This window comes from Sphaerotilus hippei, from assembly GCF_003201595.1.
GTDB classification, from domain to species: Bacteria; Pseudomonadota; Gammaproteobacteria; order Burkholderiales; family Burkholderiaceae_C; genus Sphaerotilus; species Sphaerotilus hippei.
On the sequence record NZ_QJJS01000006.1, the window covers coordinates 58,413 to 73,545 of the forward strand.

General features: G+C 72.4%; 17 protein-coding genes and 1 tRNA gene. 8 read left to right on the forward strand and 10 right to left on the reverse strand.

Annotation, left to right across the window (positions count from 1 at the left end):
- Positions 1–52: 52 nt before the first annotated feature.
- The 3 genes from C7444_RS08230 to waaF all read left to right on the forward strand — a co-directional run bounded on the left by C7444_RS08230 (position 53) and on the right by waaF (position 2,289).
- Complete coding sequence (locus C7444_RS08230) at positions 53–976, forward strand: branched-chain amino acid transaminase (RefSeq protein WP_110400373.1); 924 nt, start codon at positions 53–55, stop codon at positions 974–976.
- A 2-nt stretch (positions 977–978) separates the two neighbouring features.
- Positions 979–1,182, forward strand: a complete 204-nt coding sequence (locus C7444_RS08235) for a zinc-finger domain-containing protein (protein ID WP_110400374.1) — start codon at positions 979–981, stop codon at positions 1,180–1,182.
- Between the two features lie 78 nt (positions 1,183–1,260).
- On the forward strand, positions 1,261–2,289 hold the full coding sequence (gene waaF, locus C7444_RS08240; RefSeq protein WP_110400375.1) for a lipopolysaccharide heptosyltransferase II: 1,029 nt from the start codon (positions 1,261–1,263) through the stop codon (positions 2,287–2,289).
- A gap of 57 nt (positions 2,290–2,346) precedes the next feature.
- Here waaF and C7444_RS08245 read toward each other — a convergent pair whose 3' ends face one another.
- On the reverse strand, positions 2,347–3,024 hold the full coding sequence (locus tag C7444_RS08245; RefSeq protein WP_110400376.1) for an anti-sigma factor: 678 nt from the start codon (positions 3,022–3,024) through the stop codon (positions 2,347–2,349).
- Between the two features lie 4 nt (positions 3,025–3,028).
- Positions 3,029–3,673 (reverse strand): sigma-70 family RNA polymerase sigma factor, encoded by a 645-nt coding sequence (locus C7444_RS08250; RefSeq protein WP_110400377.1) that lies wholly within the window; start codon positions 3,671–3,673, stop codon positions 3,029–3,031.
- 80 nt (positions 3,674–3,753) lie between these two features.
- On the opposite strand from C7444_RS08250, the gene purU reads away from it, so the two are divergent.
- The 4 genes from purU to C7444_RS08270 are packed head-to-tail and all read left to right on the forward strand — an operon-like array spanning position 3,754 to position 6,658.
- Positions 3,754–4,638, forward strand: coding sequence for a formyltetrahydrofolate deformylase (purU, locus tag C7444_RS08255; RefSeq protein ID WP_110400378.1), 885 nt, complete (start codon positions 3,754–3,756; stop codon positions 4,636–4,638).
- A 46-nt stretch (positions 4,639–4,684) separates the two neighbouring features.
- Positions 4,685–5,101 carry a YybH family protein gene (locus tag C7444_RS08260; protein ID WP_110400379.1) on the forward strand — a complete coding sequence of 139 codons (417 nt, stop codon included), beginning with the start codon at positions 4,685–4,687 and terminating at the stop codon, positions 5,099–5,101.
- Positions 5,098–6,108 carry a YheT family hydrolase gene (locus C7444_RS08265; protein WP_245909461.1) on the forward strand — a complete coding sequence of 337 codons (1,011 nt, stop codon included), beginning with the start codon at positions 5,098–5,100 and terminating at the stop codon, positions 6,106–6,108. The genes C7444_RS08260 and C7444_RS08265 overlap by 4 nt, the downstream gene beginning before the upstream one ends.
- Positions 6,101–6,658 carry a DUF2946 family protein gene (locus C7444_RS08270; RefSeq protein WP_110400380.1) on the forward strand — a complete coding sequence of 186 codons (558 nt, stop codon included), beginning with the start codon at positions 6,101–6,103 and terminating at the stop codon, positions 6,656–6,658. Before C7444_RS08265 ends, C7444_RS08270 begins: the two co-directional genes overlap by 8 nt.
- 61 nt (positions 6,659–6,719) lie before the next feature.
- Here the strand turns inward: C7444_RS08270 and C7444_RS08275 are convergent, their stop codons facing one another.
- A complete protein-coding gene (locus tag C7444_RS08275; RefSeq protein WP_110400381.1) occupies positions 6,720–7,247 on the reverse strand; it encodes a c-type cytochrome in 528 nt (175 codons plus the stop codon).
- 127 nt (positions 7,248–7,374) lie between these two features.
- Here C7444_RS08275 and C7444_RS08280 point away from each other — a divergent pair.
- Positions 7,375–7,450, forward strand: a tRNA-Arg gene (locus C7444_RS08280).
- 86 nt (positions 7,451–7,536) lie between these two features.
- On the opposite strand, the gene C7444_RS08285 is transcribed toward C7444_RS08280, so the two are convergent.
- From C7444_RS08285 to C7444_RS08315, 7 genes are all read right to left on the reverse strand, one after another.
- Complete coding sequence (locus tag C7444_RS08285) at positions 7,537–8,220, reverse strand: HAD family hydrolase (protein WP_110400382.1); 684 nt, start codon at positions 8,218–8,220, stop codon at positions 7,537–7,539.
- Positions 8,221–8,274: 54 nt separating this feature from the next.
- Complete coding sequence (locus C7444_RS08290; protein WP_110400383.1) at positions 8,275–9,333, reverse strand: class II aldolase/adducin family protein; 1,059 nt, start codon at positions 9,331–9,333, stop codon at positions 8,275–8,277.
- 54 nt (positions 9,334–9,387) lie between these two features.
- Positions 9,388–10,263 (reverse strand): TIGR01459 family HAD-type hydrolase, encoded by an 876-nt coding sequence (locus tag C7444_RS08295; RefSeq protein ID WP_110400384.1) that lies wholly within the window; start codon positions 10,261–10,263, stop codon positions 9,388–9,390.
- Entirely contained in the window at positions 10,260–11,540 is a 1,281-nt protein-coding gene (locus C7444_RS08300) for an FGGY-family carbohydrate kinase (protein WP_110400385.1), read from the reverse strand. Before C7444_RS08300 ends, C7444_RS08295 begins: the two co-directional genes overlap by 4 nt.
- Before the next feature lie 64 nt (positions 11,541–11,604).
- Positions 11,605–12,306, reverse strand: a complete 702-nt coding sequence (locus tag C7444_RS08305; RefSeq protein WP_110400386.1) for a class II aldolase/adducin family protein — start codon at positions 12,304–12,306, stop codon at positions 11,605–11,607.
- On the reverse strand, positions 12,303–14,069 hold the full coding sequence (locus C7444_RS08310) for a glycerol-3-phosphate dehydrogenase/oxidase (RefSeq protein WP_245909462.1): 1,767 nt from the start codon (positions 14,067–14,069) through the stop codon (positions 12,303–12,305). Before C7444_RS08310 ends, C7444_RS08305 begins: the two co-directional genes overlap by 4 nt.
- Before the next feature lie 4 nt (positions 14,070–14,073).
- On the reverse strand, positions 14,074–15,132 hold the full coding sequence (locus C7444_RS08315) for a 2-hydroxyacid dehydrogenase (protein ID WP_110400387.1): 1,059 nt from the start codon (positions 15,130–15,132) through the stop codon (positions 14,074–14,076).
- Between the last annotated feature and the right edge of the window lies 1 nt (position 15,133).

A 15,133-nucleotide genomic window follows, 5' to 3' on the forward strand; every position in this document is an offset into this window, starting at 1 on the left:
CCCTGCAAGAACCCCGAGAGACTCGGCGGCGGCCCCGCTCGAGCGCATACCCATGTCGATGGAAGACCGAGACGGCAAGATCTGGATGGACGGCGAGATGGTGGACTGGCGTGATGCCAAGATCCACGTGCTGACGCACACGCTGCACTATGGCTGCGGCGCGTTCGAAGGCGTGCGCGCTTACGACACCGTCGACGGCACCGCCATTTTCCGCCTGCGCGAGCACACCGAGCGCCTGTTCAACAGCGCCAAGATCCTGCGCATGAAGATCCCCTTCACGATCGAGCAGGTCGAGGAGGCCCAGAAGGCGGTCGTGCGCGAGAACGGGCTGGCCAGCGGCTACCTGCGCCCGCTGACCTGGATCGGCACCGAGAAGCTGGGCGTCTCGCCCAAGGGCAACCGCATCCACCTGATGGTGGCGGCCTGGTCCTGGGGCGCCTACCTGGGCGAAGAGGGCATGCGGCGCGGCATCCGCGTCAAGACCTCCAGCTACACCCGCCACCACGTCAACATCACGATGACGCAGGCCAAGGCGGTGAGCAACTACACCAACTCGATCCTCGCCAACATGGAAGCGACCGACGACGGCTACGACGAGGCACTGCTGCTCGACGCCTCCGGCTTCGTCTCCGAAGGCGCGGGCGAGAACATCTTCGTCATCAAGAACGGCGTGGTCTACACGCCCGACCTGTCGGCCGGTGCGCTCAACGGCATCACCCGCAACACCATCTTCCACATCTGCAAGGATCTGGGGCTGGAGGTGGTGCAGAAGCGCATCACCCGCGACGAGGTCTACATCGCCGACGAGGCCTTCTTCACCGGCACGGCCGCTGAAGTGACGCCGATCCGCGAACTCGACCGCATCGAGATCGGCATCGGCTCGCGCGGCCCGATCACCGAGAAGATCCAGAGCGCGTTCTTCGACATCGTCAACGGACGCAACCCCAAGTACGCCGACTGGCTCACCAAGGTCTGACCATGAGCGAAAAACAAGCTGTCGTCGAAGTCACCGCCCGCGACCTGCAGGGTCACGGCGTGGTGGCCTGCCCGAACCCGAAGATGGCGCTGTGGAGCACCCACCCGAAGGTCTACATCGACCTGAGCCACGCGGGCGAAGGCCGCTGCCCGTACTGCGGCACGGTCTATCGCCTGAAGGCCGGCGAGTCGCTGCACGCCCACTGATCGCGTGATCCCCGGTTCCGGCCCGGCCGCCTGCGTGCGGCGCCATGTTCCGTCAGTGATGCACCCGGGCGCCCGGCGATGAAGCGTGCACTGATCATCGCCCCGCAGTGGATCGGGGATGCGGTCATGAGCCAGCCGCTGGTGGCCGCGCTGGCCGCCCGCGGCGAGACCGTGACCGTGGCGGCGCTGCCCTGGGTCGCGCCGGTCTACCGTGCGATGGCGGGCGTGGCGGCGATCGTCGAGCTGCCGTTCGCGCATGGTCGCCTCGACTGGTCCGCGCGCCGCGCGCTCGGCCGCTCCTGGCGCGGTCACTTCGACGTGGCCTACGTGCTGCCCAACTCGCTGAAGTCGGCCCTGCTGCCGGTCTTCGCGGGCATGGCGCGGCGGGTGGGCTATCGGGGTGAATCCCGCTGGTGGCTGATCAACGAGGCGCTGCCCAATCCCGGCCACCGCGGCCCGATGGTCGACTTCTACCTGGCGCTGGCCGATGGGCGTCCCCCCGCGGCCGGGTCGGTCGCACCGGCCCCCCGGCTGGTCATCGATGCGCCGCGGGTCACGGCGGCGCTGTCCCGGCTGGGCCTGTCGCCGGGTGGCTACTGGGCGTTTGCCCCGGGCGCCGAATACGGTCCGGCCAAATGCTGGCCCGCCGCGCACTACGCCCGGCTGGCCCGGCGCCTGATGGACGAGACCGGCCTGCCGGTGCTGCTGCTGGGTTCGGGCAAGGAGGCCGCACTGGCCGAAGGCATCGCGCAGCAGGCCGACGACGGCCGCGCCGGCACGGCGGTCCGCTGCCTGGCCCTGGCCGGCAAGACCTCGCTGGACGACGCGATGGCCGTCATCGCCGGGGCCCGTGGCCTGGTCAGCAACGATTCGGGGCTGATGCACGTGGCGGCGGCCTTCGGCCTGCCCCAGGTGGCGGTGTTCGGCTCGACCAGCCCGGAGCACACGCCGCCGCTGAATGCCCGGGCGGCGGTGCTGTGGCTCAAGGACGAGCTGGCGCTGGACTGCGCCCCGTGTTTCGAGCGCACCTGCCGCTATGGCCACACCCGCTGCCTGACCGAGGTCAGCCCCGAGCGGGTGCACGAGGCGCTGAAGAGCCGGCTGTGAGCGCACGGGGCGGGCGGGCCGTGTGCCCGTCGCGCCCACGCGGCCCGTCGGCCCGGCTCAGAGCTCGAGCTTGCCGGCCGACACCACCGGGCCGGTCGGCGCGCCGGTCGGAGAGCCCCCGGGGGGCTCGATGCTGACCGCGAACGCGGCCGTGCCCTGGAGCAGCTCCGCCCGCCGCACCGTGGTGGCGCCCTGTGCCGAGACCAGTCCCAGCGACCGCGGGGCACCCTGTGGTGGCACGGCCCACAGCTCCAGCGCCTGCGTCGCGCTCAGCGCCATGCCGCCCAGCGGCTTGAGCACCAGGCTGCGGCCGTCGGCGCTGACGCTGGCGACGAAGGTGGCCGGACCCTGCTCGCTGTTCATCACCACCACGACGGGGGGCTGCACCGGTGCCGGCAGACCGAGCGCGACCAGCAGCGCCAGGCTGCAGGCGCCCGCGGCGGCGCACAGGCCCTGCCACACCCTCAGGCGCTGCCACCAGGGCCCGGCCTCGCCGGAAGCGGGCGGCGCGAACAGCGTGGACTGGATGCCGGCCCAGACCCGCGGTGACGGCGGCACCGGCGGCACGCTGGCGGTCAGCGGCATCAGGCGATCCTGCCATTGCCAGACCGCCTGGCGCAGGCCGGGGTGGGCCGGCAGCAGGCTCTCGAAGCGCCGCCGCGCGCCGCCGTGCAGGGTGCCCACGACGTATTCGGCGGCCAGGCGCTGGGCCAGTTCGGGACGGCTGTAGTCCATGGGGTCAGGCCTTCGACACCGGCATGCGCACGACGGCCGCATCGCCCAGGCCCGCTCGCTCCAGGCAGCCGCGCAAGGCCTGCAGGCCCCGGCGCACCCAGCTCTTGACGCTGCCCAGCGGCTGCTTCAGGTGCTCGGCCACCTCGGCGTGGGTCAGGCCCTGGTAGAAGGCCAGCGCCAGGCTCTGTTTCTGGTCGGCGTTCAGCGTGCCCAGGCAGGTCTGCATCGCGCGCGCCTGCACGGCGCTGTCGAGCAGGTCCTGGGGGTCGGGGTCGGCGCTGGCAAAGTCCTGCAGCATGTCGTGATCGTCCTCTTCGTCGTGGCCGGCCCGGTGGCTGCTGAGGGTCTGCGGCTGCGTGTGCAGCCGGCGCAGGCTGTCGATGGCCCGGTGGCGGGCCACGCTCGACATCCAGGTCAGCGCCTGGGCCCGCTGGGCATCGAAGCTGCCCGCATGGCGCCAGAGGCTGACGTAGACCTCCTGCAGCAGGTCTTCCGCCAGGTCGTGTCGACGCTGGATACGCAGGATCACGCCCAGCAGATGCGCGCTGGTGCGCTCGTACAGCCGGGCGAAGGCCTGTCGGTCACCCAGCGCCGTGCGGGACAGCAGATCGGCGAGTTCCTGGGCGCGTTCGGCCGGTGGCTGGGGCATGGGGGGGGCGGAGGATCGTGGGTGTGGATGATTCTAGGGGCGAGCGCCGGCCGGCGGGGCTGAATAGAATCCGGGCCACCATGCCCATGTCCCGCGAATTCGTACTCACCCTGTCGTGCCAGGATGCCAAGGGCATCGTGCACGCCGTCTCGGGCCTGCTCTACCAGGCCGGCTGCAACATCATCGACTCCCAGCAGTTCGGCGATGTGCTCGGGGAGGACGCCACCGGGCTGTTCTTCATGCGGGTGCATTTCGACGCCCCGGAGCACCTGGCCGACGCCCCGACGCTCGAGCGCCTCTTCGGCCACGTGCGCCAGCAGTTCGCGATGCGCCTGCAGGTGCACGGACTGCAGCGCCGTCCGCGCCTGATGCTGATGGTCAGCCGGTACGGCCACTGCCTCAACGACCTGCTGTTCCGCTGGAAGAGCGGCCAGCTGGCGGTCGACATCCCCGCCATCGTCTCCAACCACCCCGACTTCGCCGACCTGGCGGCCAGCTACGGCATCGCCTTCCACCACCTGCCGCTGGCCACGGGCAGCGGGGCGGCGGCCAAGCGTGAGCAGGAGCAGCAGGTCGAGGCGCTGTTCGCCCGCCACCAGATCGACCTGGTGGTGCTGGCGCGCTACATGCAGATCCTCAGCCCCGAGTTCTGCGACTTCCTGCAGGGCCGGGCGATCAACATCCACCACAGCTTCCTGCCCAGCTTCAAGGGCGCCAAGCCCTATTTCCAGGCCCACGATCGGGGGGTGAAGCTGATCGGTGCCACGGCGCACTATGTGACCCCGGACCTCGACGAAGGTCCGATCATCGAGCAGGATGTCGAGCGCGTCGATCACACCCTGAGCCCGGAGGACTACACCGCGGTGGGGCGTGACGTCGAATGTGTCGTGCTGGCGCGCGCCGTGCGCTGGCATGTCGAGCACCGTGTCCTGCTCAACGGCCGCAAGACCGTCGTCTTCCGCTGACCTCCTCTTCACCATGCCGCGCCAGAAACCCCTGCAAGCGTCCCTGATGGCCACCCCGGATGACACCGAGGCCCAGTTCTACGAGGCGCTCCAGCGCGCCGATCTCGAGCAGGTGATGGCCGTCTGGGCCGATGACGAGGAGATCGCCTGCATCTCTCCGGGCGGTCCGCGCCAGATCGGGGCCGCCGCCATCCGCGGCGGCTTCGAGGAGATCTTCGCCCAGGGCGGCGTCAACGTGCGGGTGGTGCAGGTCCGCCGGGTGGTGGTGGGCGGCTGCGCCGTGCACCATGTGCTCGAGGAGGTGCGCGTGCCCACCGAGCAGGGCACGCATGCCGGCTACGTGGTGGCCACCAACCTCTACGCCAAGACGACGCAGGGCTGGAAGCTGCTGGTGCACCACGCCAGCCCGGGCGGGCCTGCGGAGCTGCTCGAGTTCCGCGATCCGTCCGCCATCTTCCATTGAACCGCCTCGCCGTCGAGTGGGCCGATGCCCCCTGGTGGCTGCCCGGCGGGCAGCTGCAGACGGTGTGGCCGGCCCTGCTGTCGCGCCACCGGCTCGGCGAGGCGCCGCGCTGGCGGCGCCAGCGCTGGGATACGCCCGACGGTGACTTCATCGATGCCGACTGGCTGATCCCCGCCGGGCCTGCCGAGGCCGCGCCCGCACCGCTGATCGTGCTGTTCCACGGACTGGAGGGCAGCTCGGCCAGCCACTACGCCGTCGCCTGGGCCGACTGGGCGCAGCGCCACGGCCACGCGCTGGTGCTGCCTCATTTCCGGGGCTGCTCTGGCGAGATCAACCGCGCGCCGCGGGCCTATCACAGCGGTGACCATGTCGAGATCGGCTGGATGCTCGAGCAGGTGCGGCGCCAGCACGGGGCCGCGCCGGTGCTGGCCGTCGGCGTGTCGCTGGGCGGCAATGCGCTGCTGCGCTGGGCCCAGGAAGCCGGTCACCAGGCGGGCGGCCTGGCGGGCGCGGTGGTGGCGGTCTGTTCGCCGCTGGATCTGGCCGCCAGCGGGGCGGCCATCGGGCGGGGGCTCAACCGCCTGCTCTACACGCCGATGTTCCTGCGCTCGATGAAGCCCAAGGCGCTGGCCAAGCTGGCCCAGCATCCGGGCCTGTTCGACGCCCGGCGCCTGCGCGCTGCCCGCACGCTGCACGATTTCGACAACGTCTTCACCGCGCCGCTGCACGGCTTCCGCGACACCGACGACTACTGGCGGCGTGCATCCTCGCTCTGGCGGCTGGCCGATGTCCGCGTGCCGGCCCTGGTGATCAATCCGCGCAATGATCCGTTCGTGCCGGTGCACAGCCTGCCGCCGCCGGGGGCGGTCAGCGATGTGGTCATGCTGTGGCAGCCGGCCCACGGCGGGCATGTCGGTTTTGCGACCGGGCCCTGTCCGGGCACGGTCACCACGCTGCCGGCGGTGGTCATGCGCTGGTTGCGGCAAGGAGGATGTGATCATGGATGATCTGGTCAGGGCCGCGATGGCCAAGTGGCCGAACGTGCCGGCCTGCCACGGCTGGCTGGCGCTCGATGCGCGTGGCGACTGGTACATGCGTGACGACCGCACCCAGCAGGCGGGTCCGTTCCCGCAGGTCAAGGGCAGCCGCATCGAGCATGCGAAGCTGATCGGCTTCATCCAGCGCAACTACCAGGCCGACGGGCAGGGCCGCTGGTTCTTCCAGAACGGCCCGCAGCAGGTCTTCGTCGAGCTGGAGGCCGCGCCGCTGGTGCTGGGCGTCGAGCGCGAGACCGGTGCGGCGGGGGGCTGGGCCGTCACGGCCCACACCGGCCAGCCGGTGCGCGAGGTGCGCGAGGCGCTGCTCGACGAGTCCGGGCGCCTCTACCTGCAGACCGAGCTGGGCCTGGGGCTGGTGCGCTCGATGGACATGGCCGTCGCGGTCGAGCCGGTCGAGCAGGGGCTCTGGGCGCCGCTCGAGGTGACGCGCGCCGGCCTGCCGCGGCGCGCTGGTTTTGTGCTCAGCCCGCAGCAGGCGCTGGCCGGGCCGGCACCATGAAAAAAGCCGGCCTCGAGGGGCCGGCTGTTCCGGGGCGGGCAGACCGGGTGGCCTGCGCCCTTCACGGGGCCGAAGCGGCCGGTGCCGCCGGCTCGGCGAACTTGGCACCGCCGGCGTTGGCCATGTAGACCACGGCACGGCCGACTTCGGTGTCGTTGAATTCACCGCCGCCCTGGGCGCTCATGTTGCCCTTGCCCTTCAGGGCCGAGTTCAGCAGGGCTTCGTAACCCTGGCCGAGGCGAGGACCCCAGGCGCCGGCATCGCCGAACTTCGGTGCACCGACCACGCCGGCGGCGTGGCAGGCCGAGCACTGGCCCTTGTAGACCTCTTCACCCGAGCGCAGCGGGCCGCCCTCTAGCTTGATCTCCACCGCGCCGACCGGCTGGATGCGTGCCGCGACGGCTTCCGCGCTCATCGCTTCGGTGCCGGCACCGGTGGTCTTGTTCATCGACACGTTCTTCACCAGCAGCGCGATCGCGAAGATCGGCACCACCAGCGCGAACACCACGGCGGTGATCAGTTGCTTGGGCGTCTTGATCGGGCTCGAATGTTCGTCGTGGTTGGCAGTCTGGGGTCGGGCGTCGCTCATGGGTTCCTCTGGCGGTGACAGCGCGGGGCAAACGCGGTGCGCAAAACCTCGCAATTATAAGGGGCACCCCTGCTCGATGCGTGTTGCGTGCAGACCTCGCTCATATACCTGCTAGAATGTGGATTCTGCGCCCGTAGCTCAGTGGATAGAGTATTGGCCTCCGAAGCCAAGGGTCGCTGGTTCGATCCCAGCCGGGCGCACCACACGATGGTGTGCAAGCACCGCAGCAAAGCCTGATCCCGCCCCGCGTGATCAGGCTTTCTATCTTGTGGGGCCGCGTTGGCGGTGCTCAGCGGCGGGCCGCGCCAGCGCGCTCGATGCATTCGATGCTCAGCTCGCTCATGTCGCCGATGCAGACGCCGGCCAGCGCCAGCACCTCGGGGGCGAGCGGGAACTCCGGCCCCGGCGCGGCCACGATGCCCATGCCGGCGGCCTTCAGCGAGCGGATGCCGTTGCCCGAATCCTCGATGCCCACCGCGTTCTGCGGCGCCACGCCGATCTTGGCCAGCACGTCGAGGTAGATGTCGGGCGCGGGCTTGCCGTGCACCACGTCGTCGCCGTAGGTGGCGGCGAGGAACACCCGGTCGAGGCCGGTGGCCTTCATCACGAACGTGGCCAGCTCATTGGGTGAGCCCGAGGCCAGCGCGACCTTGTACTTCGCGGCGATGCGGTGCACGGCGGCCACCGCGCCCGGACGCTCGGGCAGGTGCTGTTCGTACTTGCGCAGCAGCCGACCCTTGATCTCGGCGGCGATGGCCGCGTCGTCCATGCCCAGGCGCTCCTGCAGCTGCAGGCGCTCGACCATCAGACGCGACCACATGCGGGTGTTGCAGCCCATGGTCGACTCCTGGTCCTCGGCCGACCAGACCAGGCCGTGGTCGGCCGCGAACTCCTCGCGGACCTGGCGCCACAGCACCTCCGAATCGATCAGGATGCCGTCCATGTCGAAGACGACGGTGGTGATGGGGTTCATGGGCTGGATTCCTCGGCGGTGGTGTGGTGTGGGGTGGGGTTCGGGGTGTCGGCGTCAGCGCACCTGCTGGCGCCTGAATTTCTCGGCCTCCCAGTCGGCGAGACCGCGGGCCTCGTCGTCGGGCAGGCAGACCGGGATCATGTCGGCGGGCAGGCGCGGCAGCACGTCGGCCAGGCAGGCCAGCATGTCCTGCGCACCTTCACCCAGGTCGTCGCGCACCAGCATGCCGCGCCCGGGCAGGGCGAGGCTGGCCGGGGTGTGCTCGCCGCGTTGCCGTTCGGACTGCAGCCACTGGCGCAGCGCGGTGTCGTCGTGCATCAGCCGCTGCGGCGCCGTGTGCTGCCGGGTGCCCAGGAAGACGACATGGTCCGGATAGAGCACGCCGGCGCGGGCCTGGGCCAGCTGCGCCGGGTCGGTGGCGATGCCGTGGCAGCGCTCGTGGGTCGGCAGCGCCCAGCCGGTGCCCTCGGCCAGCGTGCGCAGCGCCACGAGGTCGGCCGCGGGGGCGCGGCGCTGCGGACGGCGCAGCGCCGCCACGACGTGGTTCAAGCGGTCCTCGGCCTCGTCCGGCGTGGCGCCGCCCACCACCAGGCCGTGGTTGGCGAGCAGCAGCACGTCGACCTCGTGCCGGGCCATCACCGTCGCGACCGCCCGGGTCAGCGGCAGGCCCGGGCGGGCATAAGGCACCCAGGCCCAGCGCTGGCCGGCCAGCGGCATGCGCAGCCGCTGCTCGGCATCGGGCTGCACCGCCCACGCGATCGCCTCGACCGCATGCACGTGCAGCACCACCGCATGGGGCATCAGCGCATGCAGCGTGGTCTCGATGGAGGGCCTCAGGCCGGGCGCGGCCCGCCCGGCCTGCAGCGCCGGCCCGACCGGGTCGGCCTCGCCCCCGGCCACCCGCCGGCGCACCTCGGCCAGATCGACGGGGGCGAACATCGGCCGGGCCAGCGCATCACGCAGCCACAGGCCGCTGGCCTTGACCCAGAGCGTGCGGCCTTCCTTGATCGAGGTGTTGCCCCCGGCGCCCTGGATCAGCAGCGGATCGGCACCGAGGCGGGCGGACAGCCGGGCGAGGGTGAGGCAGGCGGGGGTGTAGTCGGGCGAGTTCATGGTGGTGGCGCAGGCAGGCGTGAAGGTGGCGTGCAGGTGTGATGTGGCAGGGCCTCAGGCCCAGCGCAGCGTCGGCAGCGCCCAGGTGGGCGCCGGGGCGCCGTGGGCCGGCGGGCTGTCCAGCAGCCGGGCCAGCGTGGCCTCGGCGGGGGCGGCCGAGGCGAAGTCCGCGGCATGCAGGCCACCGGCGATGAAGCAGGTGTCGTAGCCGGCGCGGGCACCGCCGCCGATGTCGTGCTCCAGCGAGTCGCCGATCGCGAGGAAGTGGCGTGAGCCCCAGCGCCCCAGCGCCTCGCGGCAGACGGTGTAGATCAGCGCATGCGGCTTGCCCAGCCACACGACCTCGCCACCCCGATCGGCATGGCGCTGGGCCAGCGCACCGCTCGAGGGCTCGACGCCGCGGGCGCTCAGGCGCTGCCGGTCGGGGTTGGCGCAGATCAGCGGCAGGCCGCGGTCCAGCGCGAGGTCCAGCGCCGGGTGCAGCGCCTCGGCCGCCCCGGCCACGTCGGGCAGGCTGGCCAGCAGCACGAAGTCGGCCTGTGCGGGATCTTCCACCGCCTCGAGGTCGAGGCCTTGCAGCGTGGGCCCGTCCTCGGCCGGATGGCCCAGCCAGACGCGCCGGCCGAGCGTGTCGAACGGTGCCCGGTCGCGCTGGCGCAGCATCTGGAACATCAGCTCGCCGGAGGTGATCAGCGCGTCGTAGTGCGCCGGCGTGACGCCGAAGCGGCTCAGCCGCTCGGCATTGGGCGCGGCCCGCTTGCCCGAGTTGCTCAGCACGATGACCCGCTTGCCACGTGCGCGCAGCTCACGCAGCGCCTCGGCCGCGCCGGGGTAGGGCGTGATGCCGTCGTGCAGCACGCCGAACTGGTCGATCACGTAGCCGTCGTAACGATCGGCCAGTGCCCCCAGGTGATCCAGCCACTGTGTCATGCCGCGGCCTCCGCGCCCTGGCGGGCCAGGCGGGCGACCCCCACCGCGGCCTCGTCCTGCGCCGGGGTGCACACCGGCACGCCCAGCAGGCGCTCGCGGATGCGGCCCCAGGCGGCATTGCGGGCCCCCCCGCCGACGCTGAACACCCGCCGCACCGGCGGGGCGCCCAGCTCGGCCATGCGCTGGAAGGCCAGTCGCTCCACGCCCGCCACGCCTTCGAGCAGGCCCTGGAAGAAGCGCAGGTCATCGGCCGGGCGGGGGTCGACGCGCGCCTGCAGCGCCGGGTCGTGGATCGGGAAACGCTCGCCCGGGCCGGGCAGCGGGTAGTAGTCCAGGCCGGTCGGGGTGTCCGGCTGCAGTCGTGGGGTCATCGCAAGCATCTGTTCGGTCGTGAAGAAGCGCAGCAGCGCCGCGCCGCCGCTGTTCGAGGCGCCGCCGGGCAGCCACAGGTCGCCCAGCCGGTGGCTGTAGAGGCCGAGGCGGGGCGCGAACACCGGCCGGTCGCTGAGCAGCTTGAGGACCAGCGTGGTGCCCAGCGAGCTGACCGCGTCGCCCACCTCGGTGGCGCCGGTGGCGAGGAACGCCGCCACGCCGTCGGTGGTGCCGGCGGCCACCACCACCTCGGGGCGCAGGCCGTGGCGCCGCGCCAGCGCCGGGTCGATGCGGCCGATCGGCGTGCCGGGCGGCCGCACCTCGGGCAGCAGCGCGCGGCGCACGCCGAGGCGGTCGAACCAGTCCGGCCAGCGGCGGTGCACCACGTCGTAGCCCAGCTTCAGCACGTTGTTCTCGTCGGAGACGCCATGGCGGGCGGCGAGCCGGCCGGCCAGCCAGTCGGCCTGGTGCAGCACATGGACGGCCTCGGGGTGCAGCGCCTGCAGGTGCAGCAGGCGGGCCAGCGGCGAGCTGCTGCCGTGGGCCGCGCTGTCCGGCGCGGCGGTGGCGGCCACCCGGGCGGCCTCGGCCACGCAGCTCGTGTCGTTGTACATCCAGCCGGCGCTCAGCGGCCGGCCGTCGGCATCGGCCAGCAGCAGCGTGCCCGAGGTGCCGTCCACCGCCAGCGCGGCCACCCGGGCGGGATCGATCAGGATCATCAGCTGAGCCAGCGTGCGATCGACGGCCTGCCACCACAGCGCGGGATCCTGCGTCAGGCGCTGGCCGTCGCGCTCGGGCGGCGGCAGGGGCGTGCGGGCCCCGGCCGCCACCGTGCCGTCGGGGTCCACCGCCACCGCGCGCACGCCGGAGGTGCCGACGTCGATCCCGACGAACAGGGCGCTCATCGCCTCACCTCGAGCAGCGACGCCGAAGGACGGGTCCGCCGGCCCGGTGTCCGGTGCCGCGTGTTCATGCCGGCTCCTGCGCCGCCGCGGACTGGGCGTTGGCGCCGTAGCTGCGGAACGCGTCCAGCACGCGGTCCATCTCGTCGTCGGGCAGCAGCACCGGACCGCCGGTGCCCAGCGCGAGCAGGTACTGGTGCGCGAGCTGCTCCACCTCGATGGCCAGCGCGAAGGCCGAGCCCAGGTCGGCGCCGACGGCGATCATGCCGTGGTTGGCCAGCAGGCAGGCGCGCCGGTCGGCCAGTGCGGCCAGCGCATGGCGCGACAGGGTCTCGGTGCCGTAGGTCGCATAGGGCGCGCAGCGGATGTCGCGCCCGCCGGCCACCGCCACCATGTAGTGGAAGGCCGGGATCCCGCGGCGCTGCACCGCCAGCGCGGTGGTGTGGGTGGGGTGGGCATGTACCACCGCGCCGACCTCGGGCCGGGCCAGGTAGATGTCGCGGTGGAAGCGCCATTCCGACGAGGGCTTCAGCGGCCCCTGCCAGGCGCCGTCGTGCAGCTGCACGAAGACGATGTCACCAGGCTGCAGGCGCCGGTAGTCCACGCCGCTGGGCGTGATCAGCATGCCCTCGCATCCCGCCTCCCGCCAGCGCACGCTGAGGTTGCCGGAGGTGCCCTGGGACAGTCCGCTGGGTGACAGGCTCAGTGCATGCGCCACCAGGGCGGCGCGGTGGGTGGAGGCGTCGGCGGGGTCGTGGGTCGTGGTCATGGTTGCGCTCCGGTGGTGCGGCCGCAGGCCGCGTCCAGCGCGGCCCGTTCGGCGTGGATCAGGTCGCGGTAGGCCTGCAGCTGCGCCTCGGTCTGCGCGGCCGTCCAGCCCAGCAGCGGGGCGATCAGCGTGGCGGCCGTCGTGGCCAGGGACAGGCCGCCGTCACGCTGCTCGATCGACAGGTGGGTGCGCCGCACCAGCACGTCGGCCAGCGAGCGCGCGCCTTCGGCCATCACCGCGTGCACCAGCTCGGCCGCGAGGTACTGCGGGGCGCCCTCGAGCGGACGGCCCAGCGCGGGGTCGCTGCCGGCCAGCGCCAGCACCTCGTCGATGCGGTCGCCGTGGCGGGCCAGCAGCAGCTTCACCGTCGACGGGGGCAGCCGGTGCTGCCGGGCGATCTCGTCGGCGCGTGCCAGCGTCTCGGGCCAGCGCTGGGCCCCCAGCAGCGGCAGCCGGTCGGTGCACGACGGGGTGTCGATGCCCAGCGGGGCGAGCGCGGCATCCACCGCGTCCATCGCCATGCGCCGGTAGGTGGTGTACTTGCCGCCGACCACCGTGGTCAGGCCGGGCGGCCCGGTCAGCACCGCATGGTCACGCGACAGCGCCGAGGTGCTGTCCACCCCGTCCACCGGCTTGAGCAGCGGGCGCAGGCCGGCGAAGGTGCCCAGCACGTCGTCGGCCGTGACCGGCCGGGCGAGGTAGCGGTTCAGGTTGTCGAGCAGGTAGTCGATGTCCGCCCGCTCGGCCACCGGGCGGGACTTGTCCTTCTGCCAGGGCGTGTCGGTGGTGCCGACCAGCCAGTAGCCGTACCAGCGGCGCGCGATGATCACCGAGTCGGTGGCCCGCGCCAGGATGCCGGCCTGCGACTGGATCGCCTCCGGGCGCAGCAGCAGGTGCACGCCCTTGGCGGGCTGGACCCGGAAGGTGTTGGCGCCGGCCCGCTGCTGCAGCTCGTCGGCCCAGATGCCGCCGGCGTTGATCACCGCCCGTGCCCTCAGCACGTGGCGCTGCCCGTCGTCCCGGTCCTGCACGACCACGCCGCCGACCGTCCCCGCCGTGTCCCGGATGAAGTCGACCACCGGCGTGCCCGTCAGCACCCGCGTGCCCAGGCCGGCGGCGGTGCGCACGACGGCCAGCGTGTGGCGGGCGTCGTCCATCAGCGCGTCGTAGTACTGGATGCCGCCGACCACCCGACGCTCGTCGATGGACGGGATGTGGGCCTTCAGCCCGCGGCGGCCGAAATGCCGTTGCCGCGGCACCGCCCGGCCCTTCAGGCCGAACAGGTCGTAGAGCAGCACGCCCGCGCCCACGTAGGGCCGCTCCCACTGGTGGCTGAGCGGGTAGACGAAGGGCTCGGGCCAGGCCATGTGCGGGCACAGGGTCTTGACCATCAGGTCCCGCTCGGCGATGGCGTGGGCCACCAGCTTGAAGTTGAGCTGCTCCAGGTAGCGCAGGCCGCCGTGGAAGGCCTTGCCCGAGCGCGACGAGGTGCCGATGGCCAGGTCGCCGGCTTCCACCAGCACCACCTTCAGGCCGCGCGCGGCGGCATCCAGCGCCGCCCCCGCACCGGTCACGCCGGCACCGATCACCAGCACGTCGGCGATGCCGGCGGCGGCGTCGGCCAGGTCGCGGGCCCGCTGGGCGGGGTGGAGCCGGGTGCGGTCGTCGACACCGGTGCGGCCGGCCGGGCCGGCGGCGCTGGCGGCCGGCCGGCCGGACGACGGCGATGCCTCCAGGGGGGAGCGGTTCAGGGCGGTGGTCACGGCATCAGCTCGGGTTCAGTGCCGGTTCACCGGCGACATGGCGGCGCAGCTCCTCGGCCACCATGCCGGCGGCCACCTTCACCGTCTGCAGCGAGGCGCCGGCGATGTGCGGGGTCAGCGTCACGTTGGGGTGCTGCAGCAGCGGATCGGCCGGATCGCAGGGCTCGACGCCGAAGGTCTCGAGCCCGGCGCCGCGCAGGTGGCCGCTCTGCAGCGCGGCGTGCAGGTCGGCGTAGTCGACCATCGGGCCGCGCGCGGTGTTGATGAAGTAGGCGCCGGGTTTCATCCGCGCGAAGGCCGCCGCGTTCATGAAGCCGGTGGTCTCGGGCGTGACCCGCGCGTGCAGCGAGACGATGTCGCTGCGCGCCAGCAGCGTGGCCAGGTCCACCTGCTCGACCCCGGCCTCGCGGTCGGTGTCGTCCAGGCTCACGTAGGGGTCGCAGACCAGGATGCGGCAGCCGAAGGGCCGCAGCAGCTTGGTCACCTTGGTGCCGATGTGGCCGTAGCCGATCAGGCCGACGGTCTGGTTGCACAGCTCCTCGCCGGTGAGGTCGGCGCGGTAGAGATCGCCGCGCCACTGGCCGGCCTTCAGCGACACGTGGCCCTTGGTGATCAGCCGCGTCTCGGCCAGGATCATGCCGATGGTGAACTCGGCCACCGCGCTGGCGTTGCGCCCGGGGGCGTTGACCACCTTGACGCCCCGCTCGCGGGCGGCCTTCATGTCGATGTTGACCGGCCCGCCGCGCGACACCGCCACCAGCCGCAGCCGCGGGCAGCGGTCGAGCATGCTGCCCGTCAGCGGCGACAGGTGGGTGACCAGCACGTCGGCCTCGCCGATGAAGGCGGCCATCTCGGCCGGGTCGCCCAGGTACTCCCTGAGGCCCTGCAGGTCCGGGTGGGCGGCCTCGGCGCCGTAGCCGTGGGCCATCGGCGTGTCGGGCCAGTCGAGCTCGAGCGAGCGGATCTCCAGCGCGGTGTCCGGCAGCGCGGCCCGCAGCGCGTCCTCGAAGAAGTGCGCCTTCATGAAATGGTCGCCGATCACGGCCACTTGCAGTCTTGTCATG